The organism is Thioalkalivibrio sp. K90mix (assembly GCF_000025545.1).
Taxonomy (GTDB): Bacteria; Pseudomonadota; Gammaproteobacteria; order Ectothiorhodospirales; family Ectothiorhodospiraceae; genus Thioalkalivibrio.
On the sequence record NC_013930.1, the window covers coordinates 53923 to 78842 of the forward strand.

The following is a 24920-nucleotide window of genomic DNA, read 5'->3' on the forward strand; positions in this document are numbered from 1 at the left end:
AGCCAAAACCGAGAATGATGGCGGACGTTGAGCCTGTCCGCGATGACGCAATGTCCGTTTGCGATTCCACCCAAACACTCCTTTGTTCGAGGGGGAGGGAAGCTCATGGGGTGCGACAACAAGAAAGCCGCCATCCAAGCGGCTTGAACCCTATACCGTTCAAGGGGGCTCGGTCAATTCCGGGCACACCTCACGGGTTTTGCCTGTCAGGCGGACACCAGTCCAACAAGGCGATACAAGGCCAGCAGCGCAGTAACGCCACCGAGCCAGACGACATAGAACAACAGGCGACCGAAGTGCCTCCAGGGCGAGATGGATGAGGTCCATCGGGCCTGTGGATTCATGGCGGCCGACACCCAGAAAGACCAGACGAAGACCAGCCCCAGGACGGCGCCGTGCTCCTCCATCAAAGCCACCAGGATCGAAATCAGCACAATGACGCCCAGTAGAATCTTTTCGAGCGCAAACTGGGGTCTATACGAAAACACCTGACGCAAGGCCGAGGGGATCGTGGTGGGGATGCCGTCGGAAGGTGGTGTGTGCCGGGTCATGGTCGATCCTCAAGTGCGGTCGGGTCTGACGCTCCATTCACGAGGACAAGCGTTGACTGCTCTCCGCCCTAAAGGACGGAGATTCCCAATTCATCGAGAACTGCCCATGCCACAATCACGGCGCAGGACTGACATTCTCTCCAAGGGCGCGCACCGCCAGCCCGGCGGCTTTGATGTTGACCGCGGCGTTCACGTCGCGGTCGTGTTCGGTGCAGCATTCGGGGCAGGTCCAGGTGCGAACGGACAACGGCAGTGCGTCGACCACATGGCCGCAGTGCGAACACCGTTTGCTCGACGGGTACCACGGGTCGATGGCGACCAGTTGCCGCCCGGCCCATTCGGCTTTGTACGCCAGTTGCCGGACAAACTCGCCCCAGCCCGCATCACTGATGGCTTTTGCCAGATGCGGGTTGCGCAGCATGTTCTTCACCTTCAGGGATTCGACGCAGATCACTTGGTTCTCGTTGACGATCTGGCGGGACTGCTTGTGCAAGCGGTCCATCCGGCAATCGGCGATTTTGGCGTGAAGTCGCGCCACCTTCTGTCGGGCCTTGGCACGGTTCTTCGAGCCGAGTTTCTTGCGGCTCAGTCGTCGTTGCGCCAAGGCCAGTCGGGCGGCGTATTTTGCCGTATGGCGGGGATTGCCGGTTCGATGCCCGTCGCTGGTGACGAACATGTCCTTCAGTCCGAGATCGATACCCACCATCTTCGGGGTGACGGGCCGCTTCTCGGGGTTGAACTCGCACAGGCAGCTCACGAAGTAGCGGCCGGCCGAGTCCATGGAGATGTTGATACTGGTGGGTTCGGAGGGAAGCGTCCGACTCCACCGGATGTTCAAGGGCTCCCGGCACTTGGCCAGGAACAGTTGCCCTTCCCGGTACTGGAACGCCGAACGGGTGAACTCCGCCGACTGGCGGGCACGTTTCTTCTTGAAGTTCGGGTACCGGGCGCGGCCCGCGAAGAAATTCTTGAACGCGGTCTGCTGATGGCGAAGACACTGCTGAAGCGGCACCGAGCTGACCTCGTTGAGGAAGGCCGTTTCCTCGGCCTTTTTCATCGCGGTCAGGTAGGCGCTGGCCTCGGTATAGGCGATCTTCTCCTGGCGCTCAAAGAACGCATCCGTGCGGTAGCGCAGCACGGTGTTGTACACCAGGCGCACGCAACCGAACGTCCGCGCCAGAAGCACTTCCTGCTCCGGCGTCGGATAGAAACGGTATTTGTAGGCGCGCTTCACCATGTCTTACAGCTTACCAAGCGTTCTGTAACACTCAACCACAAGGGCGCGCTTCCTCCTCGGCCTGAACGCCGAGGTCTCCGCGCGGGGGGGGTGATGAAAAGGCGGCATGCGGGTTCTGCTCACGCCATAGGGCTAAAGCTAGAGAGCGCTCGCGCACCAGGGGTCCACTGTACGCACTGTAGTGACGCCCGCAGCCGGGGCATCGAGCTTCCAGGGGATCGCCGACCAGGAAGTCGATCTGGCAGCCCAGGCAGAACAAGCGCTCTGATGTCATCGTAATATCCTGCTGGGAGGGCAAATCAGGCGGACTTGCAGAGCGAGAGGTGGCGCTTCGGGCGAATGTGTTCCTGCTCGCGAATACTTCCTTCGATCGCGCGCAGTGCGTTGTCTTCGCCAAGCACTTTCACCAGAAAGCGCGCCTGGTGCCGGGGGCTGGTATGCGGACTCGGGGCCTCCAGCGCGCCAAGGGCCTCGGGGCCGATGGCATCGACGATCGAGCGTACCAACGGCTGCACCAGGGGGGCGCCAAATCGGGATGCAAGGTGCTCGCATTCCTCAGCGGCATTAAAGGTCGGGTGGTAAGCCAGCGCCTGTGCAGTCATCTCTCCTCCTTGAGGACGATTGGTTGATTGGGGTTCTGGATCGCTCGCAAATACTACTCACGACACGTTGGGTGTCGAGTTTCGTGAATGGGGGAATCAGGACTTCGATCGATCAGCAATCCATTGCTAAGGGTGGCAGCCTCTGGCCCTCTGTGGCGCGCACTGTAGTGCGGCGTGACCGGACCTTCAAGTAGCGCAAGCGGATGGCGCGCTCACAACTGCCCCATAAAAAACGCCGGCCTGATCGTCCTGATCGGTGCCGGCGTCGGTACGGGGTCGCTGATGTCCATGAGCAACCGCTGCATTGTGCGTTGTCACCTGCAACGCGCGGCGCCGTGAGGTGGCGTTTCCCCTTGGCCCTGCCGAGGAGATGGGCGCGATGGCCCGGCGGCAGTCCTTGGTGCAGGGGTTTTCGGGGCCATATCCCTCGGGCACTCGCCTGCCAATCCCACCCCTGTTCCAGTTGGCCGGGGCCGCCGGTGTTTCGCCTCAGCCGCCACAGGCGACCGGTGTGTTGTAAGGCCCCAGGTTGATCGATGCCGTGCGGCTGTCGATTTTTTCGCTCCTTCGCACCTGGGGTTGAACCGCGTCCCTGCGATCCGTGCATCCGTGCCGGGCTCCTGCCCTAGTCTCCCTTGCCTCGTCCTGGGCCTGCGCTCCCTGCGCGCTTTTCCTGTTTTGGCGCTGGATCCTTCCAGCTGCTCATCCCGGCTGTTCCGTTCCTGAGATGACTCCAGATTGCCCGAAGAAAACCGGTTGTCGATTTCTTGAAGGACGACCGCGAAAAAACCGGAAATCCGAGCCGTCGACTTTTTGAAGAACGCGTGGCAGGGTCTAAAGAGCGAGTTGCAAAAGGACAAGGAACGTTATGACCGCACATACGGGGACCATTACACCCCGTCAGATGCTACTGGGGGTCTACAAGGCCACTTCAGATGCCGCGCCCGTCGAGGTCCGCAGGATCGTCACGATGAATGAACTGGAGGCGGCCGATGAAGACGGCGGCGAGGCCGCGATGCTCGAGCTCATTGAAAGACGGGCGCACGAGCACGCCGCTCGGGGGAAGACCACGTCCTGGCCGGACCCGGATAGCGCCTGACACTAGAATGCTTGAACACTAGGGAGGGTGTATGCAGATCCAGAACCGAACCATTACCGGACGCTCGATTCAGTGCGCGCGCGACGGTCAGCCCGCCGTCCTGCTTCGCATCGAACGACTGGAGCTGGAGGGAGGCCACCTCCGCGCTCAGGCGGTCTGGGCGGACAGCCTGACGCCGGCACCTGGCGGCGCGGTCGTGCTCGATGCAGCGGCGGCGCAGGAGCTTCCGGCGGATCCGGAACAGCAGGCCATCGACCTGCTCAGGCGGCTCGGATGGGTGCCTTCGGGGAAGATGCCAGGACCGCAAAGCTGGACCGACGCCCACGACCCCATGGGGTTCTGAATCGCAGCCCCGGCCTCGACCAGTGGCCGGGTTTAGGAACCTTGCTCGTCTTCCGGCCCGCGGTCCGGTTTTTCCAGCAGCCGCGGCCCATGCTCCCGAAGGGACTCAAGACCGGTTTGCAGACTCAGACCGTGGATGTAGCCCTCCACCTCGGTCTTCGCGGATTCCTTGGCGGCCTCCATGGCCTCGACGAACTGGCTGTGGACATGCGACACGTTCTGCGGCGCATTCTCGAGCCGGATCTTCATCGAAAGAACAGCGGCCTTCAGCTTGCCCTTGGGAATCGATCCTGGTGCCGAGGCCAGCGCCAACATGAGCCACAGAATGAGGGTGCAACGCTTCTTCAGAGCCTTGTACCTGACCTCAAGCGAGGCGACCACTCCGTCAATGGATTCCTGTCGAACGGGCTCCGCACCCAAGTCGAACCGGATTTCGTTCTCATCGTTGTACATCGACATTTTACTTGCCCCCTTCCATTTGGGCGGCCCAGGCCGCTTCATCCAGAATCCGAACCTGCTCCTTGCCCGCTTTTTCGTTGATGGCTTCGGCCTTCTTGCGCTTTGAGCCCGCTTTTTCACCACATACCAGGATCGTCGTCTTGGAGTTCACGCCGGATTGGATCGTCGCGCCTAGTCCGCGCGCCTGCTCCTCCAGCTCGCCCCGGCTCCCGAGGGTCAGGGTGCCGGTGAACACGATGGACTGCCCCGCCAGCGGGCCTTCGGCCGCGGCGCCCTCGCCCGCCAGCGGCGTGCGCTCCAGATTGAAGCCCAGACGAATCATGGCCTCGATGCGCTCGCGCTGCTCCTGCAACTGTTCGGCGATCGATGCGGAGGTGATGGGGCCAAACCCCTCCACCGCCGCGATGTCCTCGGCCGTCAGGTTCGTGATCGACTCCAGCGGGTAGACCGCCAGCAGCTTGCGCGAGTCGCCGCGCCCGAGGTGACGCAGACCCAGTGCGGCCAGGAATCGCCAGTCCGGCACAGCCTCTCGGAGGCATCGCGCCAGTTCCCGCACGAGGTTGGAGGCCTGACCGGGGCCGAACCCCATGCTCACAAAGGCCACAGCGTTCAGATCGAACAAACCGCGCAGATCCGTATGCCCGTTCTCGACCAAGACCTCAACGGTCTTCGGCCCGAACAGATCGGCATTGCCCATGACGTGAAAGAAGTGGCGTAGCCGCGCTTCGGCCTGGGCCAGGCAGCCCACGGTATTCGGGCATACCGCGTACTCGCCCTCGACCTCAGCCTCGTGTCCGCAGGACGGGCAATGGGTCACGGTCATCGGTTCAGACGCCGGTTCCAGAACCCGCTCCAGCTTCGGGATCACGTCGCCCGCGCGACTGATCTCGATTTCGGCCCCGACCCCGAGCCCCTGCTGGGCCAGATTAGCCGCAGTGTGGGCGGTCACGTTCGAGATGCGCGCCCCGGTCAGAAGCACAGGATCGAACTCAAGCACCGGGGTAATGCGCCCAGTGCGCCCGGTCTGGATGCGAATGTCGCGCACACGGACATGAGCGACCTCGCCCTTGGTCTTGAGCGCGACTCGCCATCGATGATGGTGGGATGTGGAGCCCATGTGGGCTTTCACCGTCTCATCCGTGACCTCCAGCACAACCCCGTCCGTGCGGTACGGCACGGCCTGACGCAGCGCCTCCATGCGTTCCTGCCAGCTTGCCATCACGACGGCGGCCGACGCCTGCCACGCGGGAAGCTGGCGATAGGGGAAGAAGATGATGGCTTGAGCATCCGCCGCCTTCTGATGATGCGGCTTGACCGTATCGGCCCCGACAAACCCCGCGACGAAATTGCGCGGATGCGGCATGCCGAAGGCCACCCGAATCTCGTCCTGAAAGAACATCTCCTCCAGCACCAGCTCGCCCGGGCCCGGCTCCATCGAGCCATCCGGCGTGCGCAGACCGCGCTCAAAGGCGTGGGAGATGTCGGCTCCGGCAAAACCGTTGCCGCGTGTGACCAGGCGGCCATCCGGGCGCTGCATTCCGGCAATGCCATCCAGCTTCGGGGTCATCCGAAACGTCAGGGTTTCGGAGCGGATGCCCAGCGCCTCGGCAGCGACCTCGACCCGCCCAAGGAAGCGGCGAAGCTCGTCCTCGGTGTAGGCCTTGTCGGTCGAGAGCATCGGGGTGTCATGCTTGACCGTATCACCCTCGAAGGCTTCCCCCTCAGGTTCCACCGCCTTGAGGAACGGATGCTCCGGGTCTTTCTCCGACAGGGTGGCGATGAACAGGTGATCGTAGACCGCATCCGGCACCAGGGGCTGCCCGGCGCGGTAGGAGGCGTTCAGGCGCTCACAGGCGGTCGCCAGTTCATCCACAGTGCAGTCGCGGGGGTGCTTGAAGCCTGTGGGCAGCTCCACGGTGTCATCCATGACGGTGCTCTCCAGTGCCAGTTCGTGATTCATGGTCGATCTCCACCGGCTTCGGGCCGGACATCCGCCGCCCGCGGCGGTCAACCGGATCAGTCGTCATCCCGGTAGTAGTACAGGTACTCGTCCTCGTTCTTGTCCGTTTCGTCGAAAAGCGGAGCGCTCCGGTCATCGCGGGTGATGCTCCTAGCGCTGATGGAACCCTTTCGAACGAAATGCTTGAGCACCATGCCGCCGACCACCAGAAAGACCAGCAGGCCGATAAAGCCAACCAAAATCCAGGTTAATTCAGGGGAGAGCATATTCAGCGACCCTCAAGGGTTTCCTGAGCCCGCAGTTCGGACTCGACCCGATCCCGCGCGCCGCGCAGCCAGGGTTCATTGGGATCGAGCCCCAACCGGCGTCGTCCAATCGGGGTGTCGAGGTGGCCCATCACGTTTTGCAGGGCCTCCAGCAGCGCCCGGTGCCGATCTTCGTGGATGTACGCCGCATCCGTGTCGTGGATCCGGTCCACGCACCACGTCACCTCCGGGCACGCCTCCGGGTCGCCTTGCAGGTAAATCGTCTGGGGCATGGTCATGCCGTCCTCCTTGGTCGCATCCTTACGCATCCTCCCATCGTTCGTTGAAAACCATGGCCGGTTCCGAATGAATGGATGACCAGTCTATCGAGGTGCACCCGCTTGTCGATTTCTTTCAGCAAAGATCCGCGTGAACCTTCGCCCACTCGGGCGGGGAGGTAAGCGGGGGCCGCGCAAGCGGCCCTATTCGGGTGTCTTCTGCCCCTGCACATAAGCCTTGAGCGTCTCGATGGTGGCTCCGCCTGTCACACACAGCACGACCGGGACATCAATGCGGCACTGAACATCAAGCACCAGGGCTTGATCCATTTGAAGGCGGAAGGGCTGTCCGTCTCTGCCCATGGAGGCTCGCGTAAATCCGGCATGTCGCCGGTTGCTGCCTAAGAAGTGGGAAGCCTCGCCCGTGGCGCGTCAGCGCTTAGGGCGGGGAGCAGTCACTATCTCGGGGTCCGTCCGACACCCGGTACGACTCCAGAAGCAAGCGAACGGGGGTATAGAGCGGCTCGATGACGGCGCGCGGGTCCAGTACCCACAAGTGCCGATCCGTATCCTGTTCTGAACGGACCATGCGCCCGATCCCCTGCGCGGTCTGCCAGTAGGTCTCGGCCGCCTTGGACTCGAAGTTCGCCCGCCCCCGGTTGCGCGCCGCCTGGGAAATGGAGCGGTTGAGCCCCACCGGCAAACGGGCGATGACCAGATCCGACACCTGACTCAAACCCTCCGACGTCAGGTTGATCCCGGTCCATGCGGCACCGGTGGCGAGCCACACCGGACGCTCCCCGTTTCGGCTCGACGCGACGAAGGCCTCGCGAAGGGCGGACAGCCGCGCGCCGGGGCCCTGGGCGATCAGACGCTCGCCCAGCGTATCGGCCAGACGTTCGGACAGGCCCTCGATGTCCCGGTAGGCCGTCAGCAGGACCAATGTCCCCTGCTCCGCCCCCTCCGTGATCCGCGCAAGATCCCGTGCCGTATCGTCCAGCCATTGCTGAACCAGTGCGGCGTAGATTGCCGGGTCAGTTTCCGACGTGCTGGGCGGTCGACGCTCGGGGTTGCGCTCGATATGGGCGATCACATTGCCCCGCACCCAGTCCGGGCGTACGGGCTTGAGGGTACGCAGACGCTCGCGCGGGAGCGCCAAAACCTGAGTGAGATGACGCGCCGAATACCAGCCCTGCGTATCCGATACGTCGGCTCGCCGCGAATCCCGTGTCGGGACATAAAGCGTGGCCGACATCAGCACCGCCGCGTCGACCTGCGACCACATGCGCTCGAACAGGCGCCGCAGCCCCTGACCACCCACCGCCAGCGACAGGTAGCCGCGCACCGGTGATGAGGACAGTTGCAGCAGGGCCCGTTCGCGCTGGGACGCCCGGAGAATCGAGCGTGTCCGCTTCAGCAGCGCGAGAAGGCCGGGATCGGCCGTGTGCTGGCGGGCCCTTTCCGCGCGCCCGATGAGGGCGTCAACGGCCTGGTGCAGCCGACCCGCCTGAACCTGAACCGCCGCATAGCGATCATCGCCCGGAAACAGCAGGATCTCCCCGCCCCGCTCGGGGAACCGGTTGTGCAAATCCTTCAGGACCTCTTCGACCGCCTCGAGGTCCCGCTTACCCGTCTTCAGCAACAACGCCGCGGGCAGTGAGCGCAAAAGGCGCGGGAGCTGATCCAGCGAGGCCGTCGGGGACAGGACGGCGTTGGCGTTTTCCTCGAACTGGTGGGCCTCGTCAAGCACAAGGACCTCGTGAGGCGGCAACAGGTAGCGCTCGAGGCCGATCATTCGGGCGTGGAGCGCGTACATCGCGTGCGTGCAGAACACGATCGGCGCATCCCCTTCCAGATCCCGTGCCGCCATTGCCGCCCGAATCCCCGGATCGGTTTCGCTTTCTGCGTCGCCTCCGATCTCCTCCGCCGACAGCTCCAATTCCTCCACCCCGTACCCATCCGGCAGCAGCGTGGCGAGATCATCGGTCAGGTGGGAGACCGGTTGTCCTTCAACCGACGCGAAGGCTGCGGTCGAGTCGGTTCGCCCCGCCGGCGCACCTGCATCCAGCCATTGCAGCAGGGCTGAACCCGAGGCCTGGGTCTCCGGGTCGGAACCCGACTGCATCAAGGAGGCGAGCTGGCGGGCGCGGCCGGCATGGAAGAATTGTGCCGCGCCGAGAAAGAACTGCATGGGTCGATTCAGCCCTGGGCAGGATCCGAACTCCCGCGCCAGTGCCGCCAGCACGCCCAGCGTGGGCCCGCACACCACCACCCGCTCGCGCCCGGCGGCCAGGGCATCCTCCACCGCTTGTGCCACCGCGCGGCCCTTGCCGGTACCGGTGGCTGCCTCCGCCAGCAAGATCGCATTGGCCGCCAACCCCTCGGCCAGCGGAGCATAGAAACGTCCCTGCTCCGGGCGCATCCAGTCCGGGCCTTCCGCCCTCCGATCCGCGGCCTCTGTTCGCTTCGAACGTGGTTCCCCACCCGGCTGATTCAGGTGGCCGTGCAGGAGTTCGCTCAGTACCTCGGACCACGGCTCATCCCCCTGGCGCAGACCGGACAGCACGGCGAGATCCCGTGCCCCGAGATTGATGGAAATCGAGTCAAGGCCCACAGCCGGCAACCGCCGGCGGCGGGCGGTATGCGCCGCGGCGTGAAGGCGCTCCCGAAAGAAGCGGCTCTGCCCGGTGGCGGGGATGTCGGTGAGGCGTTCGGGGCTGTACTTGAGTCGAATCTGCATCCTTGCATCCTGTATAAACCAAACCATGTTTACTTTACAGCATACAGGCTCTGGACTACGGTAGGAAACGCTGACAACAAGGAGGTTCCAATGTACTTCGCACACACCGTGCTCTGGCCGGGCAAACCGCCCGCCGCCTATCGCCGGATCCTCGCCTCACTCGTACCCGATGAAGGCGAATTCCAGATCCCGCCGGAGATCTTCCACTACGGCCCCGATGGCAAGCCGCTTCAGGGGCTCTCGCCATTTCGGTTTTCGTCGAAATCCGGTGACGGCGACCAGACCCAACTGGTGCTCTCAGCCATCGGGCCGCAGGCGGTTGCAATGCTGCGCCGCGAGACCTGGAAGATCACTCACCTGCTCAGTGAATCGAAGGGGCACCCGCTGGCGGATCGCACCCACACGGGCTACTGCGAACTGCGCGTCGCTCCGCGACCGGAGACATTTTTGGTAAACCACATGATCGCCGAGCGCCACCAGCGCGAGCGCGGCGCGTCGTCGGACCCCGAGGTAATTCGACGCAAGATCCTAGCGGGACTCGAAGCGCAATGCGCCCTGCTCGGCCGCCCGCTGCCGGAGGGCGTCGAGGAGGCGATTTACGACATCCGCCCCAGCGAAAAGACCTTCGCGACCCCGATCGCGGGCGGCATGGTCGGGGTAGGACCGCACGAGATCGAGATGGATGCCGCCCTCGAGATCAAGGGGCCGTGGCATGTTGGGTCCCTCGCCGCCCGCGGCTTCGGGCGCATCCTGCAACCGCGCCGGGCACAGGACCGGAAGGTGGCGGCATGAGGGCCGTACCCAGCCCCTCACGGATGCTGGCCGAGGCCACCGGGCTCGAGCCTATCGGGGGCCCGGCGCCCGAGGCCTGTACCTGTCGTCTGTGTGGCGGAGCCGTGGCCGCCGGAGAACCGCGCTTCGAGCAGAAGTTCGGCGCGACATTCAACGATGGCCCCGCGACCCTGGACCGGGTCGGCAACTGGATCTGCGGCTGGTGCGGGCCCTTTCTTGAAGCCGCCCAGATGACGCAGATGCAGGGGGTATTGGTGCATCAAGCGGAGGGCGAACGCGGCCAGGCCTGGCGGGTGACTCGTAAGGCGCACATCCGCTGGGCGTTCGAACAGAACTTTGAGGGGCCGCTGGTCATCGCGCTCGCTACCCGGAAACGGGAACATCTGATCTGGCAGGCACCGGTCAGCCTGTCACCGGATGTCCTGCAACTGCGTGTTGGTCGCGACACCCTCCTGGTCCGACGCCCGGTGCTGGATCGCTACCGCGAGGCGGCCACGGATGAGCGCCTGGAATCACTGTTTCCGAGAACGGCCGCGGACAAGCGGCTCTACCGACTGGGGCAGCAGCTCGAACAGGCATCGATGGGCGGATTCGATGGCCCGCGCGCGTGGTACGCCGATCTTCCCGAGGACCTGGTGCGCGCCTATGAGGCCCTGGGCCCCGGCGAGCTGTGGTTCGCCCAATACGTCCTGACCCAGGCGCTGGACGAACCGCCCCGGTTCAAGTTCGACCGCCTGAACCCACCGAAAGACTGAAAGCCACTGAAGAAGGAACTTGAGATGATTCGACTCGAAGGAACGCTGTACACAACCAGCCCGCTGCACATCACCGATGCCAGTCAGGATCGGCGCATCGAGAGCGGGAATTCCACGATGCCAGTCACCGGCACGCAAACACTGACGGTCGTGAGCCGCGACCCGGATTCCGGGGAGACCCATACCCGCCGGGTCCCGGTCATCCCGAGCAACTCGATCCGGGGGCGTATCCGCCGCGCCGGCGCGGATGTCCTGATGGAAGCGCTGAAGGCCAAGGGCGAGAATCTGACTCTGCCAGCCTATCACACGGTCTGCGCCGGGACCGCCGACGGGCGGCCGGACAAGGGCAGCTCCGTCAGTCTGAGCGCGCTGCACCAGCGCCGGGAGCACCCGTTCATCGGCCTGTTCGGGGGCGGCCCCGAAATGGTCGAGTCCCGCTTTCTCACCGATACCGCCTGGGCCCTGGTGCCCGAGACGGTCGCAAGCATCGATGTGCCGGCCGCCTGCGAGGATGCCGTGGTGGATCCGATGGGGCGGGAAAAGCGCCTGCCACTGACGCAGGTGATCTACTTCCGCCGTATGGACGACATCCTCCAGTTCTCCGATCCGAAAGCCGCCGAGCGGATCGAGGACTACGAGACGGCCGCTCAGGAATGGCTCGATAATCAGCGCACCCGTAGCAACGGCGATGAGGAGCGCGGGGATCGCGTGCAGGGATGGAATGCCACGGAGATCGTGCTGGCGGGCATGCCGTTCTCTTTTCGGATCGGGACCACCACCAGCAGCAGCGAAGTGCAGGATGGGCTTTTGCTGGCGGCGCTGGAACGCTTCGTCGAGCGCTTCCCGAACCTGGGCGGCTGGAAGGTGAAGGGGTTCGGTCGTTACGACCTGTCCTCGATCCGCATGTCCTGTGACGGTGAGGACGCGGGCCTGGTGTTCACCCGCGACGGCGGGCAGCTCCGACTCAACCGCGACAACCCGGCAGTGGCCGAGCGTCTGGACGCCTGGGCGTCCTACGCGAACTCGGATGCACTGACGGCGGCTGAGATCCAGGAATGGGCGAAGGCCGCGTGATGGCGTCGGAAACGATGGAGCCCCTGCGCATTACCGGGCGGATGCACGGGCTGATGATCGAGCCCGAGCGACCGATCGCACTCGACGGGATTCTGGCCTGGGCCATAGTCGAGCGCGCCCGCATGGAGGGAGCGGAGGATCCGCTGGAGGCGCAGGAGTCGTTGCCGCTGGCGTTCGATGCGGACCGGAGCGTCTGGAAGGCCAGTTGGATCTTCCGGCGCTACGAAAGCCCACTCCAGACCCGCCAGCAGACGAAGAAAACCGACGTGCCTGCCCTGCTCGACGGGCGCAACGCCGGACACTGGGAAGGGCGTGTGGATGCGATTGCCACGGGTACCGGCATGTACAAGGGGGCCGTCCTGGACCGGACCTACCGGCAGATCAGTGAGGTTTCGGCCTGGTGCATCGGGAACCGCGAGCGTATCGAGGAGCTTCTGGGGATGGTTAATGGCCTGGGATCTCTGCGGCGGCAGGGCTTCGGGCGAATCTCGGGGTGGGCCGTGGAGTCTGATCCAGAAGCTGAAAACCAGTGGAGCCAGCGTGCCCTGCCGAACAACCCCGGCGGGTTCCTGCGTTCGACCGGGGCCCTGTCTCCGCCCTACTGGCGACAGGATCGGGTTCAACCCATCTGGACACCAATGACGGATCAGCTCTGAAGTAGGTAAGTCCGCCGATGCCTTGCGAGCGCTCCGGTGGTGGTCTTAACCCCGGGGAGCGCTCGCGGGCGTTGCCGTGCGGGTTTCCGGGGCATCGAGGGAAAATCGATGGAACTCCTGGGCAACAGGGAGCGGACCACTCGCAAAACGGGCCTTCAGGCCTTGTCGGGGCGGGCTTGTGGAGCGGTCTGTGGAAAGCACGTCCCTGTGGGGGCGTGGTTGGAACCGGGGATGCGGCCGCGACCGCCGAGCTTCGGAGATGGTGGAAAGCACGTCCCTGTGGGGGCGTGGTTGGAACGCAAGCCGTCCTGGAGGAGGTTCGAGCAGTAGGGCCGGTGGAAAGCACGTCCCTGTGGGGGCGTGGTTGGAACCAAATCGGACGGGAGATCACTCATCTCCGTCTTGTCGTGGAAAGCACGTCCCTGTGGGGGCGTGGTTGGAACAGCGCCTACACCCGATTCTGGACACCGCGCTCGACGTGGAAAGCACGTCCCTGTGGGGGCGTGGTTGGAACCTGGAGGGCGGCGATGAACGAGCCACGGACCCGGCGGTGGGAAGCACGTCCCTGTGGGGGCGTGGTTGGAACCACCGGATAGATCGCCGGGCCGCGCCCGGTCAGGCCTCGTGGAAAGCACGCCCCTGTGGGGGACGTGGTTGGAACCGTGTGATTGTGTATTGGCGAGCCCCGATCCGGGACTCGTGGAAAGCACGCCCCAGAGGGGGGTGTGGTTGCAATATGCACGGCCTGGGTCCGATGGAACAGGCAAGACCCTGGAAATCACCGGCTCTCAGAAGTTGGTGTCTGTAACGCAGCGGGCTGAACGAGGTCGTGGAAGACAGTTAGGATGGTAATCACGCTCGAGAGGGTATGGTTGCAGCGAACAAGGGACCGCCATCATTATCAGTGCTGACCCTCCGACCATTGGAATTCACGCCTGAATGTGGGCGTGGCAAGGATGCCGAAAAGTAAAGAAGGGAGGCGGTTATGTCGAGCGAGGAAACGCGAGAGAAGCAGCGAAAGGAAAACGAATCGAAGGGCGATCCGGCCGCTTCCCTGATGGCAAAGCAGATGCAGAGGATTGGGCGGGAGGATGAAGACCCCGACCTAGAAACAGCCTAACGGAAGCTCGAATCGATGTCTCGAGGGAACCCGGACGGGAAAGATGGGCCCGAAGGCGACTTAACGGGTAAGGACCCGGCCTGAAATCGGACCCAGACGATACTTCGCGATCGTGCCGTCGACGATAGCCTCGGCCACCCGAATGGCGTCCTCGGGGGCAACATCGAACCGCTCCCGGGGGTGAACGATTCGGCCGGTGCCGCTGCCCAGTTGCGTCAGGGTCGACTTTGGGAAGCCGTAGAGTTCGGGGAAGTGATAAATGAACGCCTCATCCGGCCCGGTAACGGCCTCTTCGAGACCGCCCATGATCTTGGCTTGTTGACTGCCATTAGAGTCCCTTCTGCTATTCAAGCATTGAGGCGAAATCCATCAGGAGCCCAGCCACTCGTCAAACGATTTGACCGGCCAGCCAAGCTGCTCCGCAGAGGCACGATAGATCTCGTATTCTTCGCGCTGATCGCCCCGGTGGCGTGTTTGCCAGCCCTCTCGGGGACGCATAAGCGGGTCACTTTGCTGGTTCAATCTCGATCTCCATTTGACGGTTCAAGGAAAGCCTAGCCCGGACACCGCATCCCGTCGATTTCTCGAGCACGGACTCCAGCGCCCGGCCCTATTCCGACTCGGCAGCCTCCTGAAGCGCCTCCATGACGATCTCCCGGCTGCCGGACACCCCGGCCCCGGCATCCCCGACCGGCTCGACCTCGCGCCAGGTCAGCCCCATCTCGTCCGCGAAGCCAGAAGGGGTAAAGAAGTCCTCGTCGTAGCCCCAGTGGATCCGATCGGCATGATGCACCACCAGCCGCTCCCGCGCCCGGGTCGCGGCGACGTAGGACAGCCGCCGTTCTTCCTCGACGTTCTGCGCCGCTTCGTCCTCGTCTTCGTCGAACATGGGAGGCTTGTCGCTGCTGCGCCGCATCGGCATCAGCCCGTCCGACATGCCGGCGATATGCACCGTGTGGTACTCGAGGCCCTTCACCCGGAAGACCGTCGCGACCGTCACTGCGTCCTGCTCGGCTTCCTCATCCGGCGCGGCCAGGGCCAACTCCTGCACGATTTCCCACTGCTCGGACCGGCTGTACTCGGCGTCCGCCTTCCCCTGGTCGCTCGTGCCGAACCGTCCCTGGATGGCCTCCTCGATCGACATGATCGTAGTCAGGCGGCGCTCGTACATTGTCTTAGGCTTGTCGGCCGTCTTCGACAGTTCCTTGAGCGTGTCCTGAAAGCCGCCCATCTCCGGGTCCAGCGCCCACTCCGCCAGATACAGCGGCGGCCACTGGGCGAGTCCGTCGATCATCTGGGACAGACGCTCGGCCGCGGCAAAGGCCGGCTTGCTCAGTTTGACGTGTTGGCGGCACTCAAGGATCGGGAGGTCATGGATCACCGAGTACCCGATCATGTCGTTCAGAGAACGCTCCCCGAGGCCCTTGACCAGTTGCGCGAGCTTGGTCGCCGCCATCGAATCCTGCGGGTTCTGCACCAACCGTACCGCGCCCATCAGAAGCTGCGCCTCCGGGGTCTGGAAAACATCGATCCCCTGGGCGATGTGATACGGGATGCCGCGCGCGATCAAGGCCGGTTCCAGCACCCGAGCGATCTTGTTCACCCGGTACAGGATCGCGATGCGCTTGGGCGAGATTCCGGAATCGATGGCCTCACGGATGTCCTGCGCGATCGCATTCGCCATCGCAACGCCGTCCGGGTGCTGCTGCCCGTCCGGGGGGTCGCCATCCGCCCGACCTTCGGCGTAGGGGCTTTTCTCGATCCGGGTCTGGTTGCAGGCAATGTGCCGCGCCGCGGCCGAGACGATGCTGGGTGTGGAGCGGTAGTTGCGCTCCAGACGGACGATCGCGGCCTCCGTCTCGTCACGGAAAGTGCGAAGGTTGCTCGGAGCCGCCCCGCGCCACTCGTAGATACACTGGTCATCATCACCGACCATAATTACGTTGTTGTGCGAGGAGAACAGCCGAAGCATCGCGTACTGGATGCGGTTGGTGTCCTGGGCCTCGTCCACGGCGATGTGCGTGAAGCGCTCTTCCAGCTTGGCGGCCCACTCCGGATAGGCGGAAAGGCCTGCCGCTGGCAACGCCACCAGATCCCCGAAGTCCACGGTGTTCGCCATGCGCTTGTTTTCTTCGTACCGGCGCAGGATGTCGTTGAGTCGCCCCCAGTGAGCGCGACGAATGCCCTGCGCGGTCAACAGGGCCATGATCCGCTGGCGGCGCTCGGGGTTCTCGTCCCCGGTTCGGGCGTACTGGTCGCCGAGGATGATGCCCTCATTCGACAGCACATCATGGACCGTCATCAGCTTCTTGACCGGCACGTCCTCGCGGAACGCGTCGTCCGCCAGATCCTTATGCAGACGCCGCAGTTCCTTTTTCTGGTCGTTGGCGTCCATCAGACTTACGCCCGACTTGCGCTGGCAGCGCGTGGGGTTCGACTGAAGCAGCTTCCAACCGAAGGAGTGGAAATTCTCGATGGTAGGTAGGGCCTTGCGGTCCTGGGTGTCCAGCCGGTCCCGCAGGCGGGCGTACATCTCCCGCGCCGCCTTGCGCGAGAAAGTCAGCATCAGGAGGTTTTCGGGGTGGTGGCCGCTTTCCAGCATGCGCGCGGTGCGCTCGGTCAGAGTCGCGGTCTTGCCCGCCCCTGCCCCGGCCAAAATCAGTGCAGGCCCCTCCACGATCTGCGCGGCGGTCTCCTGCTGGGGGTCGAGTACGACATCATCCATGATTGGTTGCCTCCCGGTCCTTCGGGCAGTGATGAACGACGGACAGGATACGCGCCTGCCCGCCGTCTTGCCGAAACTCGGGCACTACCGGATGCCCAGGAAGGACATCAGCGGGTGTTGGTCCAGTGATCGCATGGCCTCGTACCCCGGGCCGATCGGTTCATCGCCGTAGGACATATCCCCAGCCGCGAGGATGTCGGTGCCGTCATTGAAAGAACGCGTCATGGTATCCGGGGCCATCCGGGCGCTGTGCCAAAGATCGGCAACCCGATCCAGCTCGTCACGGATGTCCTGGTCGGTTGGCTCGGACGCCTGCCGGAACAGATCCGGGATCAGGCCAGCGAAAGAACCCTCACACTCGGAGGCGTCCTCCACCAGGTTGTGCCACTCGTCAGGGAAATCATCCTCCGTCAGCTCCGACTCCGGGTTCTGCTCAAACTCCAGCACATTGGTGCGGACACGCTCGACCGCCTGACGCATGGCTTCCAGTTCGTAGGTATTAAACGAGGCCACCTCACGTAGGCGCTGCGGGCCGACGAGGATGTATCCGATCATGTTTGCGCTCATGGTGTTGTTCCTTCCGGCTTCGGGCCGGTTCCGTTGATTGAGGGTACAGCGTAGCGGATCGGGCGGATCTGTCGATTTTCGGGGGCAAGATCACCCCCGCCGGGCGACCCATCCATCCAGTGGCTCGGCATCGGACGACTCCAGCGTGTCCAAGGCTTGCTGCGCCAGTGCCGGGTCCTCATAGCAGTAGCGATGGGTGTACCCGCCCTCCTGAACCCCAACGCACAACCCCACCGTGTACAGCAGAGGGACCAGCCCCGCATAGCTGCCATCCGGGAGCGCCCGCACCCGCAGGTACCCGGCCTCCTCCACCAGCCAGTTCTCGAAGGACTCAGGCCGCGGCATGCGAGACCTCCTGACCGGCCTGCTTGAAAAGCGGGTCTTCCATGGCGGCTCGATAGTCCGCAAGCACGCGCTCCGGTGCATCATTCAGGTAGTCGCGGACCATGAACTTCAGCGCATACTCGAGGCGATCCTGGCGGTAGGTGGCCACCGACTGGTGCAGCGCGTGCGACTCTTCCTCGCTGCACCAATGCGGTCGCGTGCGTGAACGTAGGCGCCAATGCCGATCGCTCTCGGACCGCCAGAACCGCGTGATACCCCGGCGGGCGGGGATCAGCATGGCGTCTTCCTGTGCCATTGCCCCGACCGCGAGGGTATCCGCCGCATCAAGCATGAAGTCGAGAAAGTCCGTGGGCCATTCCAGCACCCCAAACAGGAGGTGGGCCTGAATCGCGCTGACGCGCAACTCGCGGCGAAGGCCGCGCGTGGTTTTGGGCTGTGCGATGGGGCGCCCCATAATCTCCACTTCCGGGAACCGCATACCGAAGGCGAAGACCCCGCACCGATCCATTTCACCCCGACGATAGAAATCGATGACGTGGGCGATCTCGTGCGTGATCGCATACAGGCTGGAGTCAAAGCCATAGCTGCCCACGAGGCGGCCATCGCCGATGTAGGTGCTGCGATCAGAGAGGCGCAAGTTTCGGTGCGAAAGCGGCGACTCGCTCAGGTAGTCAGCCAGTTGCGGCAGCGACGGGAAATCGTACGATTTGAGGTCCATGACAGGGCTCCTGTTCGGCTTCGGGCCGGTTCCGTAGGGAGTGCCCATCGTAGCGCGATCCGCGCATTCGTCGAGTTTCACACCCTCAAGCCGAGCGCCGCGCCCTCGCCAGAAAACGGTTCACTCGGGCCATCACCTCCGGCCGGGCCAGATCGAAAATCGGGATGCCGTAGTCTGTGGCAATCCGCAGCGCCTGGCCGGTACCACCCTTCCCGGTCCCGCCGGGCGTCCAGCACAGCACGAACGCCACCGGCTCCCCGCCGCCCATGCCCAGGACCTGCATGGCATTGCGCGCCATCAGCCGCCGGGCACGGGCGGTCAGGCGATTCGGCGCCGGGTGGTAGCGCTCTACGGAATCAAAGGCCCATGTCGGGATCGAACTCTCTGCGTAGAAGATCTCCTTCCGGCCACCGTCCAGATCCGCTCCGCCTTCAAAGGCGCTGTCCGCACCCACCGCGCCGCCAGAGCGCAGGATGTACCCACGCCCCGCCAGCGCCTGGGCCGCCTCCCGCATCACGGACAGAACCTCGGTCGGCGTTGCGCGCGATCCGATCCCGGCGTAATAGCGCGCACGAGTCATGCCGGCCACCGGGTTACGCCGCCACCGTCTGGAAGCTCTGGGGCGAACTCCCTACCAGCGCCTCAATCCGCGCCCCCTCCTGGGCACTCGGCTCAAAGTTCCCGAAGAACTCCACGAACTCGCAGGATTCCGCGACCGAGAATACCGAGCTATCCCCCTCGATCATCAGGATGTAGCCGGCCCGCCCCGGAACGGCGTGCGCGAAGGCACGGGCGTCCTCCAGTGAGGGAAAGAGCTTCACGTTGGTCGTGCGACCGGGGCTTGTGTCCGAATAGTTCACGAACCACATGGTGTCGGACGCGGCGGTGGGGGATGTGTTGTTCATCGGTCTTTCTCCTCCGGCTTCGGGCCGGGCATCCGCCGCCCGTGGAAGACGCGGGCGGTTCGTCTTGTTGCAGGGCCAGGTTATCGAAAAGCGCGGCCCAGTCGAAGTTTTGGATTACCCCGGCGCCCCGAAGGCTCAGGAAGTACCCTCGGGGTCATTTTCATCCAGCCAGCCCTGCACCTTATCCTCGAGGTCTTCCTCAACCTGTGTCGTCGCTAACAACTCTCCGGTGGTAAGGCGTTCAAGGTAGCCACGCACCAGGTCCCGAGCAAAACTGTCGTCATCCTGAAGCAGCATGTCACGCAGCGAATTCACTTCGTCTTCGAGGCGCTCTTCCAGCGCCTTCGCGCGGATGTCCTGCCCCGTCGTAGCCATCACCTCGGCAACCTCATAGCGGTCGGTGACTTCCCATGCCTGCGCCGCAACGACGGTAGAGGTATCGGAGAATGGCTCCCGCACGGCGGCATCGACGGCATCGGCATATTCAGGGCGCAGCACGAGGGCATTCGCCTCATCCGCGCTGGCCGCGAACACATGAACAGTGCCTTGGAGGCAGCCCCCCTTGCGCATCGGAACAGCGTACAGGGTGTCGGTTTCATTGGAAGGTTGATTGAGCAGCATTGTATTTCTCCTCCGGCTTCGGGCCGGCTCCGTTGACTGGAATTCCAGTCTACCGAGGCCGGGGCATCTATCGATTTTCCAGCCCGATCAGCCAAACCCCGGGAGCGCAAACTGCGCATCCCCCAGCCGCCAGCCTTCCCGCTCCTGACGAGCCCGCTCGGACGCCTGCCGAGCCTGAGCCGCCCGAGCCTCAGCGTTGCGGTACGACAGCGCCATTCCGAACCCCAGCAGGAACCGCAGCGCGTTGGCCTCCGGCTCCGCCAGAACCCGCGCCAGATCCGCCTGAACAGAGGCCTCGATGCGCAGGAACAGCGGGGCCAGATGCGCGGCATTATCCCCATCCAGCGCCAACCGACGCCATTCCTTCCAGTCGCGAGAGAACCGGGACAGGGCCGAGAAGACCGCCTCTCCGTCCACATGGGTCAGGCCCTCGTCCACGGCCGATTCCAGTGCCAGCATCCGTGCCCGCAGCCGGGGCAGCTCGCGCTTCATGCGCTGGCGGGCCAGGCGAATGCGCCCGGCGGATTCCCCGAGACCACTGCGGCGGGCATAGCGAGCATCCATCCGTGCCTCGATCGCCCGCTCCACATCGGCCTGCTGATCCGCATCTTCCATCTGCCGATCCCGCAGCGCCGTATGCGCCGCGTCGTCGAGGCAACGACCGAGGATCGCGTCCGGCGCGGCCTGTCCATGCAGACCCGCACGCTCCCAGCGTTGGCCTCGCTCCACCATGGAGGCGACCTGGGCCGCCCGCCCGGAGGCGACGTTCACCACGCCCAGACGCAGGTAGCGAAGCGCCGCCTCCGTGCGACTGGTTCGGGCCGCGCCCGTATGCCAGTCGCGGTTCAGGCGCAGGCAGGCGTCCCATTCGTGCTCGAGGAACAGCGTCATGCCCTCCGCATCGAAGCCGAAGGCCTCCCCCTCATTGATCGACGCGACAGCTTCGGTCGCCTCCCTGTGCTCGCGGGTCACGACCCGGCCATCCGGTCGCACATCCTCGCCCCGCACCGGACGGATGGAGTACAGGGCGCAACCGGACTCATCAGCCGCCTCCGCGACGGCCCCGTGGATGCCGGTAATTGCAGGGGCCGGGAGTGGCGGGTGCCAGGCCTTAGCCGGAGCGGGCTGCTGGGGCGTCTCCGGGGTGTAGCCAGGCGCGAACACCCGATGCCCTTCCTCGACTACCTCCTGCCACACGCGCAGTGCCTCGTGGGGCGCGTGCAGGGCGTCGACCGACCAGAGGAAATCGATTGCCAGCAGAACCTCGGGGGTGATGATGCGGAACTGCGGCCGCTGCATCGTCTCGATATACCGCTGCACCTTCCGTTCGACCCGCTCGGGGTCGGCGGCCTCGGCGCGCAGACTGCGCACGCCGGGGTCGTTCTCTACCTCCCCTGTTTCAACGGAACGCCGGAACGCCGCGGCGCGCTCGGCTTCCGCGCAGTCCAGCGAGATCAGCACGGCCAGCAGCCAGCGGGCGGTATCGGCCGAGTAGTCGCCGGGGATGATCGGGATGTGCCCGGTCACCGGGTCGGCCTTGCGCCCGATCCAGCGGCGCTTCGAGAAATCGTGCTGGGTGGCGACCAGCCAGTTGCGCAGGTCGTTCAAGCCTTGCATGTAGGCGTACTGAGGCTGCGCCAGCAGGGTTTCCATGCTCTTGTCCGAGGATCCGGACACGGTGCAGGCCCAGCAGCCGTGACGGGCGCCACAGGCCGCCGCCGGGGTCGAGCTGGCGACGGCGTTCACGATCACACACTCCCCGGCCGAGTCCCGGTACAGCTCGATGGTATCCGTGAAGTCCGGGGCGAACCCCGGATACGCGTGATCGCGCCCGGCATCCGCCAGGTAGGCCCACACGTCGTCGGTGGACCAGTCGGCCAGCGGCGCGAAGCTGCGGGCCGTCACCGTGCCGGTATCCGGGTCGCGGGTCTCGTTGACGTGGGCACCTTCCCCGCGCCGGGTCATGCGGATCGCGCGTCCAGCCGATTCGTCCATGCGCGTCCCCAGCACCACCACCGGCATCCGGTCATGGCCTTCGGCCTCCAGCACCCCTTGGGCGACCTTCAGGGTGCGTTCCGCCGGACTGCGCTTGTACTCGACCGAGCAGCGCCGGTGAGCACGGTTCGCGAACGTGGGCAGACGACGCCCGGAGACGACATGCACGGGCCATTGCGACAGCAGCGAGGGCTTGGATACCTTCACACGGACATCGAGGCCGTGGGCCGCTGCGAACGTCTCGACATGCTCGATCATCCGGTCGGCATACACGCGCACGGCCGGATTCTCGACGGTGGTATCCGTGTGCAGAACGAGGATCGGCGGTACGTCCCCGCCCGCCTGACGATGCGCAATGGCCGCCTCGAGCCCGAGGTTCAGGCTGGCGGTCGAGTCCTTGCCAAACGACGTGGCGAACGCCAAGACCTCGTTCTTCGCGAACAGGTCGCGGAACTGGTCCAGAGCGTGCGCACGCAGGGCGGAAGTATCCATGGGAATCGACATAATGAAGCTTCTTGCCGGCTTCGGGCCGGTATCCGCCACTCGTACAAGCGCGAGTGGGCCGCCTTCATGCTGGACTCAAGACTACCGAATCGCCACCGAGCGTCGATTTATCCGTTCAGCACTATCAAAGCCAACTGACCCTTGCGGGTTTCATCTGTAACGCAGTGGTTGTTAGATGTAACGCAGAACGCTACACTATGGGTAGCAACTGGAGGGATAAAGCGATGCACGCACGCAGCTACGAACGTCCGCAGGAAGACCGCAAGGCCCTGGCTAAGATGGTCACGCAGGCGTTCAAGAACTGGGACCTTGAGAACGAAGAGTCTCTGGCCATGCTGGGGCTGTCCGAAGGCAGCCGCGGGTCGCTCTCGCGCTATCGCAATGGCGAACCCCTGAACCAGAACCGCGACATGATGGAGCGGGCCGGTCACATCCTGGCCATCCACAAGAACCTGCGCCTGATGTTCCCACACGACCGGGAGCGGGCCTACCAGTGGATGCGGACCCGCAACCGCGCCTTCAACAACCTGACGCCGGCTGAAGTCGTTTCGCAGTACGGGTTCCAGGGACTGTTGATGGTGAGGGCCTACCTGGATCGAGCGCGCGGGCACTGATGAACTCCATCCTGGAGGGCGCATGCCTGGTCGATTGGGACCAGGCGCTCATGCGCAACATCGTGTCGCTGGAGGTCTCCGAGGATCTGTTTGACGATCTCTCCGGCGACCCGGCGGACCAGGAAGCGGCGATCGCACACGAGATGGCGATCAAGCCCCCGTTCTACTCCGACCGGCCGGCTATCATCCACCGGCCATTCGAGGAGTCGGAGTGGTTCGCGAGTATCGACTACCCGTTCCACCATTGGGCCCGCACGCGCTACTCGGATGGCGCCTTCGGTGTCTGGTACGGAGCGCCGAATGCATCCACGACGGTCTACGAAACGGTCTATCACTGGATGCGCTTCCTGGCCGACGCCGAGGGTTATGACCGTCCGCCCGCGACCATCGAGCGCAAGGTCTACGAGGTTCACTGCCGCGCCCTGCTGATCGACCTGCGTCCCCTGGTGGGCAAGCACCCCGAACTGGTACACCCGGATGACTACCAGTTCACCCAGCAGATCGGCCACCGGCTACATGCGCAGGGGCCGCCCGGACTGCTCTCGCGCTCGGCCCGGTGCGACGGTGACATCGCGGCGGTACTGACCCCCGATGTTCTCTCCAAACCGAGCTTCCGATTCGGATTGAGTTACGACTGGGATGGAGAGTGCGTTCGGGTTCGACGCGGCGAGGAGGCCGAGTGGATGGTGCTGCGCGATCCGCTAGGACGCCACTAGACTCGGGACGAGTTCAGTCGCTCCTCTTTCAGCTAATTTCAACCACGCACCCCGAAGGGTCGTGCGTTCCACCTTGGCCTAAGCGCATCGATTAGCCTTGTCCTGGCTACCGTCCGGCCACGGCCCGGAGGGCGTGCTTTCCACGCCGCCTGGATTCCCACGTGCATCAGCGCGATCGCGTCGTTCCAACCACGACCACACAGGATCGTGCTTTCCAGCCTGCTCGTCCGCATTCGAGAGCGCGCGAACCGCCCGCTGTTCCAACCACGCATCCCGAAGGGGCGTGAATTTTATAGGGGTGACTCTAACAAATAGAGCGCATCCTAAGGTTTCGACCGTTTTGCACGCGATAGAAGTACGTCAGCCACTCGCTGATGTCTGCGGCGGAGAGCCACCTGAAATCGTGGAAACGGTGCAACAAGACTCCGTGGGATCCCGGCCTCTCAACACACGACGCGCCATGATCGGCAGTCCGATACAGGGCTAGACCCTCTGTGTTCGAAATCGACAGGGACACGCCAACAACAGAATGTGCGTCATCGACTCGAGACTCATGCCTTGCCCTCCAGCACATCCCGCGCGATCGCCCGCAGGACCCAGCCACGATCCTCCAAGGCGACCTCGCCGCGCGCGATCTGAAGCCAGCCGTAGTCGGCCTCGGTCACCGAATCCGGAAGCTCCGGAATGGCGCGGAAAGGCGTTGAACCCTGAGCCGAGAAGTCTCCCAGGGAAGCACGCAGGTTCCCCACCGTGTCCTGACTGTCGCCAAACGTGACGGCAGCCAGATCGGGCTCACGCTCCAGCACCACATCCAGCGCCGAACGACACTGATGCAGCAGCGCCTCGTATTCCGCCACCCAGTCCGGCTCGGGCTCCACGCCGCCCCGCGCCGGGTCGTCGCCCCGCACCATGGCGATCGCGGCGTCCATCCGGGGGTTTCGGTAGAACGAGCCATTGCGCACCTGGTTGATGGACTCCAGCTCGCGCCGAGCATCTTCCAGTGCCTCCGTGACGGCCTTGAGCGCACCTGAATCCACCGGCCCCCCGAGGCCCTGGCAGGCATCCATGCACCACGCAATGCTCTTGAAATCGACCTGCCGCAGAGTGATGCGGCCCCCTTGTGCCGAAATCATCGGCGGGCGGCCGGCGGTGGGCGTCCAGGGCGGCGTATTCGGGTTGAGATCGGTCATAATCGAACGGTCCTGTTATTGAGTTCGAGATCAGGCTACCGAAGGCTGGCGGTCTGTCGATTTATTCGCGGCATCGAAAGAAAATCGGATCCAGGCTGTGCTGGAGAGTC

The 24920-nt window shown here is 64.3% G+C and carries 27 protein-coding genes, 1 pseudogene and 1 CRISPR repeat array; of the genes and pseudogenes, 9 read left to right on the top strand and 19 right to left on the bottom strand.

Features of this window, described 5'->3' with window-relative positions:
- Positions 1 to 206: 206 nt before the first annotated feature.
- The 3 genes from TK90_RS13515 to TK90_RS13525 form a co-directional block, all read right to left on the bottom strand.
- The gene (locus TK90_RS13515; protein WP_013006539.1) at positions 207 to 551 is read right to left on the bottom strand and encodes a hypothetical protein; all 345 of its coding nucleotides are present in this window, start codon (positions 549 to 551) and stop codon (positions 207 to 209) included.
- 115 nt (positions 552 to 666) lie between these two features.
- Positions 667 to 1788: an RNA-guided endonuclease TnpB family protein gene (locus TK90_RS13520; RefSeq protein WP_013006540.1), complete on the bottom strand. Its 1122-nt coding sequence runs from the start codon at positions 1786 to 1788 to the stop codon at positions 667 to 669.
- A gap of 299 nt (positions 1789 to 2087) precedes the next feature.
- Entirely contained in the window at positions 2088 to 2390 is a 303-nt protein-coding gene (locus tag TK90_RS13525; protein ID WP_013006542.1) for a hypothetical protein, read from the bottom strand.
- An 868-nt stretch (positions 2391 to 3258) separates the two neighbouring features.
- Between TK90_RS13525 and TK90_RS13530 the strand changes: the two genes are divergently transcribed.
- Together TK90_RS13530 and TK90_RS13535 are read left to right on the top strand one after the other, a co-directional pair.
- Entirely contained in the window at positions 3259 to 3489 is a 231-nt protein-coding gene (locus TK90_RS13530; RefSeq protein WP_013006543.1) for a hypothetical protein, read from the top strand.
- A 31-nt stretch (positions 3490 to 3520) separates the two neighbouring features.
- Positions 3521 to 3832, top strand: a complete 312-nt coding sequence (locus TK90_RS13535; RefSeq protein ID WP_013006544.1) for a hypothetical protein — start codon at positions 3521 to 3523, stop codon at positions 3830 to 3832.
- Positions 3833 to 3864: 32 nt separating this feature from the next.
- Here TK90_RS13535 and TK90_RS13540 read toward each other — a convergent pair whose 3' ends face one another.
- Genes TK90_RS13540 through TK90_RS13555 form a run of 4 tightly spaced genes read right to left on the bottom strand, consistent with a single transcriptional unit; the run spans position 3865 to position 6824 of the window.
- On the bottom strand, positions 3865 to 4284 hold the full coding sequence (locus TK90_RS13540) for a hypothetical protein (RefSeq protein WP_244406403.1): 420 nt from the start codon (positions 4282 to 4284) through the stop codon (positions 3865 to 3867).
- A gap of 7 nt (positions 4285 to 4291) precedes the next feature.
- Entirely contained in the window at positions 4292 to 6250 is a 1959-nt protein-coding gene (locus tag TK90_RS13545; RefSeq protein ID WP_013006546.1) for a BRCT domain-containing protein, read from the bottom strand.
- 56 nt (positions 6251 to 6306) lie between these two features.
- On the bottom strand, positions 6307 to 6516 hold the full coding sequence (locus tag TK90_RS13550; protein ID WP_013006547.1) for a hypothetical protein: 210 nt from the start codon (positions 6514 to 6516) through the stop codon (positions 6307 to 6309).
- Between the two features lie 2 nt (positions 6517 to 6518).
- The gene (locus TK90_RS13555) at positions 6519 to 6824 is read right to left on the bottom strand and encodes a hypothetical protein (protein WP_018940625.1); all 306 of its coding nucleotides are present in this window, start codon (positions 6822 to 6824) and stop codon (positions 6519 to 6521) included.
- Between the two features lie 210 nt (positions 6825 to 7034).
- On the opposite strand from TK90_RS13555, the pseudogene TK90_RS15515 reads away from it, so the two are divergent.
- Positions 7035 to 7178, top strand: a pseudogene (locus TK90_RS15515) (RNA-guided endonuclease TnpB family protein); the annotation flags it as partial.
- A gap of 34 nt (positions 7179 to 7212) precedes the next feature.
- Here the strand turns inward: TK90_RS15515 and TK90_RS13560 are convergent.
- A complete protein-coding gene (locus tag TK90_RS13560; RefSeq protein ID WP_013006550.1) occupies positions 7213 to 9513 on the bottom strand; it encodes a helicase C-terminal domain-containing protein in 2301 nt (766 codons plus the stop codon).
- A 90-nt stretch (positions 9514 to 9603) separates the two neighbouring features.
- Here TK90_RS13560 and TK90_RS13565 point away from each other — a divergent pair, with 90 nt between their 5' ends.
- The 4 genes from TK90_RS13565 to csf3 are packed head-to-tail and all read left to right on the top strand — an operon-like array spanning position 9604 to position 12790.
- Complete coding sequence (locus TK90_RS13565; protein ID WP_013006551.1) at positions 9604 to 10305, top strand: hypothetical protein; 702 nt, start codon at positions 9604 to 9606, stop codon at positions 10303 to 10305.
- A complete protein-coding gene (gene csf1, locus TK90_RS13570; protein ID WP_013006552.1) occupies positions 10302 to 11060 on the top strand; it encodes a type IV CRISPR-associated protein Csf1 in 759 nt (252 codons plus the stop codon). The genes TK90_RS13565 and csf1 overlap by 4 nt, the downstream gene beginning before the upstream one ends.
- A gap of 24 nt (positions 11061 to 11084) precedes the next feature.
- Positions 11085 to 12134 (top strand): type IV CRISPR-associated protein Csf2, encoded by a 1050-nt coding sequence (csf2, locus tag TK90_RS13575; RefSeq protein ID WP_013006553.1) that lies wholly within the window; start codon positions 11085 to 11087, stop codon positions 12132 to 12134.
- The gene (gene csf3 / locus TK90_RS13580; RefSeq protein WP_013006554.1) at positions 12134 to 12790 is read left to right on the top strand and encodes a type IV CRISPR-associated protein Csf3; all 657 of its coding nucleotides are present in this window, start codon (positions 12134 to 12136) and stop codon (positions 12788 to 12790) included. Before csf2 ends, csf3 begins: the two co-directional genes overlap by 1 nt.
- A 190-nt stretch (positions 12791 to 12980) precedes the next feature.
- Positions 12981 to 13525: a CRISPR direct-repeat array (repeat unit 36 nt; unit sequence GTGGAAAGCACGTCCCTGTGGGGGCGTGGTTGGAAC).
- A gap of 445 nt (positions 13526 to 13970) precedes the next feature.
- Here the strand turns inward: csf3 and TK90_RS13585 are convergent.
- The 10 genes from TK90_RS13585 to TK90_RS13625 form a co-directional block, all read right to left on the bottom strand.
- Positions 13971 to 14216 (bottom strand): hypothetical protein, encoded by a 246-nt coding sequence (locus tag TK90_RS13585; RefSeq protein ID WP_013006556.1) that lies wholly within the window; start codon positions 14214 to 14216, stop codon positions 13971 to 13973.
- A 63-nt stretch (positions 14217 to 14279) separates the two neighbouring features.
- Complete coding sequence (locus TK90_RS15295) at positions 14280 to 14432, bottom strand: hypothetical protein (protein WP_156820945.1); 153 nt, start codon at positions 14430 to 14432, stop codon at positions 14280 to 14282.
- An 88-nt stretch (positions 14433 to 14520) separates the two neighbouring features.
- Positions 14521 to 16635, bottom strand: a complete 2115-nt coding sequence (locus TK90_RS13590) for an ATP-dependent helicase (protein ID WP_013006557.1) — start codon at positions 16633 to 16635, stop codon at positions 14521 to 14523.
- 84 nt (positions 16636 to 16719) lie between these two features.
- Positions 16720 to 17202: a hypothetical protein gene (locus TK90_RS13595; RefSeq protein WP_013006558.1), complete on the bottom strand. Its 483-nt coding sequence runs from the start codon at positions 17200 to 17202 to the stop codon at positions 16720 to 16722.
- Between the two features lie 90 nt (positions 17203 to 17292).
- Positions 17293 to 17547, bottom strand: a complete 255-nt coding sequence (locus TK90_RS13600) for a hypothetical protein (RefSeq protein ID WP_013006559.1) — start codon at positions 17545 to 17547, stop codon at positions 17293 to 17295.
- Entirely contained in the window at positions 17534 to 18265 is a 732-nt protein-coding gene (locus tag TK90_RS13605) for a hypothetical protein (protein ID WP_013006560.1), read from the bottom strand. The genes TK90_RS13600 and TK90_RS13605 overlap by 14 nt, the downstream gene beginning before the upstream one ends.
- Before the next feature lie 85 nt (positions 18266 to 18350).
- Positions 18351 to 18845, bottom strand: a complete 495-nt coding sequence (locus TK90_RS13610; protein ID WP_013006561.1) for a hypothetical protein — start codon at positions 18843 to 18845, stop codon at positions 18351 to 18353.
- 13 nt (positions 18846 to 18858) lie between these two features.
- On the bottom strand, positions 18859 to 19170 hold the full coding sequence (locus tag TK90_RS13615) for a hypothetical protein (RefSeq protein WP_013006562.1): 312 nt from the start codon (positions 19168 to 19170) through the stop codon (positions 18859 to 18861).
- Between the two features lie 135 nt (positions 19171 to 19305).
- Positions 19306 to 19791, bottom strand: a complete 486-nt coding sequence (locus tag TK90_RS13620) for a hypothetical protein (protein ID WP_013006563.1) — start codon at positions 19789 to 19791, stop codon at positions 19306 to 19308.
- 87 nt (positions 19792 to 19878) lie between these two features.
- The gene (locus TK90_RS13625; RefSeq protein ID WP_013006564.1) at positions 19879 to 22290 is read right to left on the bottom strand and encodes a phosphoadenosine phosphosulfate reductase family protein; all 2412 of its coding nucleotides are present in this window, start codon (positions 22288 to 22290) and stop codon (positions 19879 to 19881) included.
- Between the two features lie 224 nt (positions 22291 to 22514).
- On the opposite strand from TK90_RS13625, the gene TK90_RS13630 reads away from it, so the two are divergent.
- A complete protein-coding gene (locus TK90_RS13630; protein WP_013006565.1) occupies positions 22515 to 22904 on the top strand; it encodes an MbcA/ParS/Xre antitoxin family protein in 390 nt (129 codons plus the stop codon).
- Positions 22904 to 23620: an RES family NAD+ phosphorylase gene (locus tag TK90_RS13635; protein WP_013006566.1), complete on the top strand. Its 717-nt coding sequence runs from the start codon at positions 22904 to 22906 to the stop codon at positions 23618 to 23620. The genes TK90_RS13630 and TK90_RS13635 overlap by 1 nt, the downstream gene beginning before the upstream one ends.
- A gap of 551 nt (positions 23621 to 24171) precedes the next feature.
- Here the strand turns inward: TK90_RS13635 and TK90_RS13640 are convergent.
- Positions 24172 to 24810, bottom strand: coding sequence for a hypothetical protein (locus TK90_RS13640; protein ID WP_013006567.1), 639 nt, complete (start codon positions 24808 to 24810; stop codon positions 24172 to 24174).
- Positions 24811 to 24920: the final 110 nt, after the last annotated feature.

Coding starts and splice junctions, on each gene's coding strand:
- csf3 (WP_013006554.1), top strand. CDS start 12,134: ATGGCGTCGGAAACGATGGAGCCCCTGCGCATTACCGGGCGGATGCAC.
- TK90_RS13640 (WP_013006567.1), bottom strand. CDS start 24,810: ATGACCGATCTCAACCCGAATACGCCGCCCTGGACGCCCACCGCCGGC.
- TK90_RS13555 (WP_018940625.1), bottom strand. CDS start 6,824: ATGCGTAAGGATGCGACCAAGGAGGACGGCATGACCATGCCCCAGACG.
- TK90_RS13565 (WP_013006551.1), top strand. CDS start 9,604: ATGTACTTCGCACACACCGTGCTCTGGCCGGGCAAACCGCCCGCCGCC.
- TK90_RS13625 (WP_013006564.1), bottom strand. CDS start 22,290: ATGTCGATTCCCATGGATACTTCCGCCCTGCGTGCGCACGCTCTGGAC.
- TK90_RS13600 (WP_013006559.1), bottom strand. CDS start 17,547: ATGCCGCGGCCTGAGTCCTTCGAGAACTGGCTGGTGGAGGAGGCCGGG.
- TK90_RS13595 (WP_013006558.1), bottom strand. CDS start 17,202: ATGAGCGCAAACATGATCGGATACATCCTCGTCGGCCCGCAGCGCCTA.
- TK90_RS13605 (WP_013006560.1), bottom strand. CDS start 18,265: ATGGACCTCAAATCGTACGATTTCCCGTCGCTGCCGCAACTGGCTGAC.
- TK90_RS13560 (WP_013006550.1), bottom strand. CDS start 9,513: ATGCAGATTCGACTCAAGTACAGCCCCGAACGCCTCACCGACATCCCC.
- TK90_RS13610 (WP_013006561.1), bottom strand. CDS start 18,845: ATGACTCGTGCGCGCTATTACGCCGGGATCGGATCGCGCGCAACGCCG.
- TK90_RS13590 (WP_013006557.1), bottom strand. CDS start 16,635: ATGGATGATGTCGTACTCGACCCCCAGCAGGAGACCGCCGCGCAGATC.
- TK90_RS13545 (WP_013006546.1), bottom strand. CDS start 6,250: ATGAATCACGAACTGGCACTGGAGAGCACCGTCATGGATGACACCGTG.
- TK90_RS13620 (WP_013006563.1), bottom strand. CDS start 19,791: ATGCTGCTCAATCAACCTTCCAATGAAACCGACACCCTGTACGCTGTT.
- TK90_RS13520 (WP_013006540.1), bottom strand. CDS start 1,788: ATGGTGAAGCGCGCCTACAAATACCGTTTCTATCCGACGCCGGAGCAG.
- TK90_RS13615 (WP_013006562.1), bottom strand. CDS start 19,170: ATGAACAACACATCCCCCACCGCCGCGTCCGACACCATGTGGTTCGTG.
- TK90_RS13585 (WP_013006556.1), bottom strand. CDS start 14,216: ATGGGCGGTCTCGAAGAGGCCGTTACCGGGCCGGATGAGGCGTTCATT.
- csf2 (WP_013006553.1), top strand. CDS start 11,085: ATGATTCGACTCGAAGGAACGCTGTACACAACCAGCCCGCTGCACATC.
- TK90_RS13550 (WP_013006547.1), bottom strand. CDS start 6,516: ATGCTCTCCCCTGAATTAACCTGGATTTTGGTTGGCTTTATCGGCCTG.
- TK90_RS13540 (WP_244406403.1), bottom strand. CDS start 4,284: ATGTACAACGATGAGAACGAAATCCGGTTCGACTTGGGTGCGGAGCCC.
- TK90_RS13630 (WP_013006565.1), top strand. CDS start 22,515: ATGCACGCACGCAGCTACGAACGTCCGCAGGAAGACCGCAAGGCCCTG.
- TK90_RS13515 (WP_013006539.1), bottom strand. CDS start 551: ATGACCCGGCACACACCACCTTCCGACGGCATCCCCACCACGATCCCC.
- csf1 (WP_013006552.1), top strand. CDS start 10,302: ATGAGGGCCGTACCCAGCCCCTCACGGATGCTGGCCGAGGCCACCGGG.
- TK90_RS13525 (WP_013006542.1), bottom strand. CDS start 2,390: ATGACTGCACAGGCGCTGGCTTACCACCCGACCTTTAATGCCGCTGAG.
- TK90_RS13635 (WP_013006566.1), top strand. CDS start 22,904: ATGAACTCCATCCTGGAGGGCGCATGCCTGGTCGATTGGGACCAGGCG.
- TK90_RS13530 (WP_013006543.1), top strand. CDS start 3,259: ATGACCGCACATACGGGGACCATTACACCCCGTCAGATGCTACTGGGG.
- TK90_RS13535 (WP_013006544.1), top strand. CDS start 3,521: ATGCAGATCCAGAACCGAACCATTACCGGACGCTCGATTCAGTGCGCG.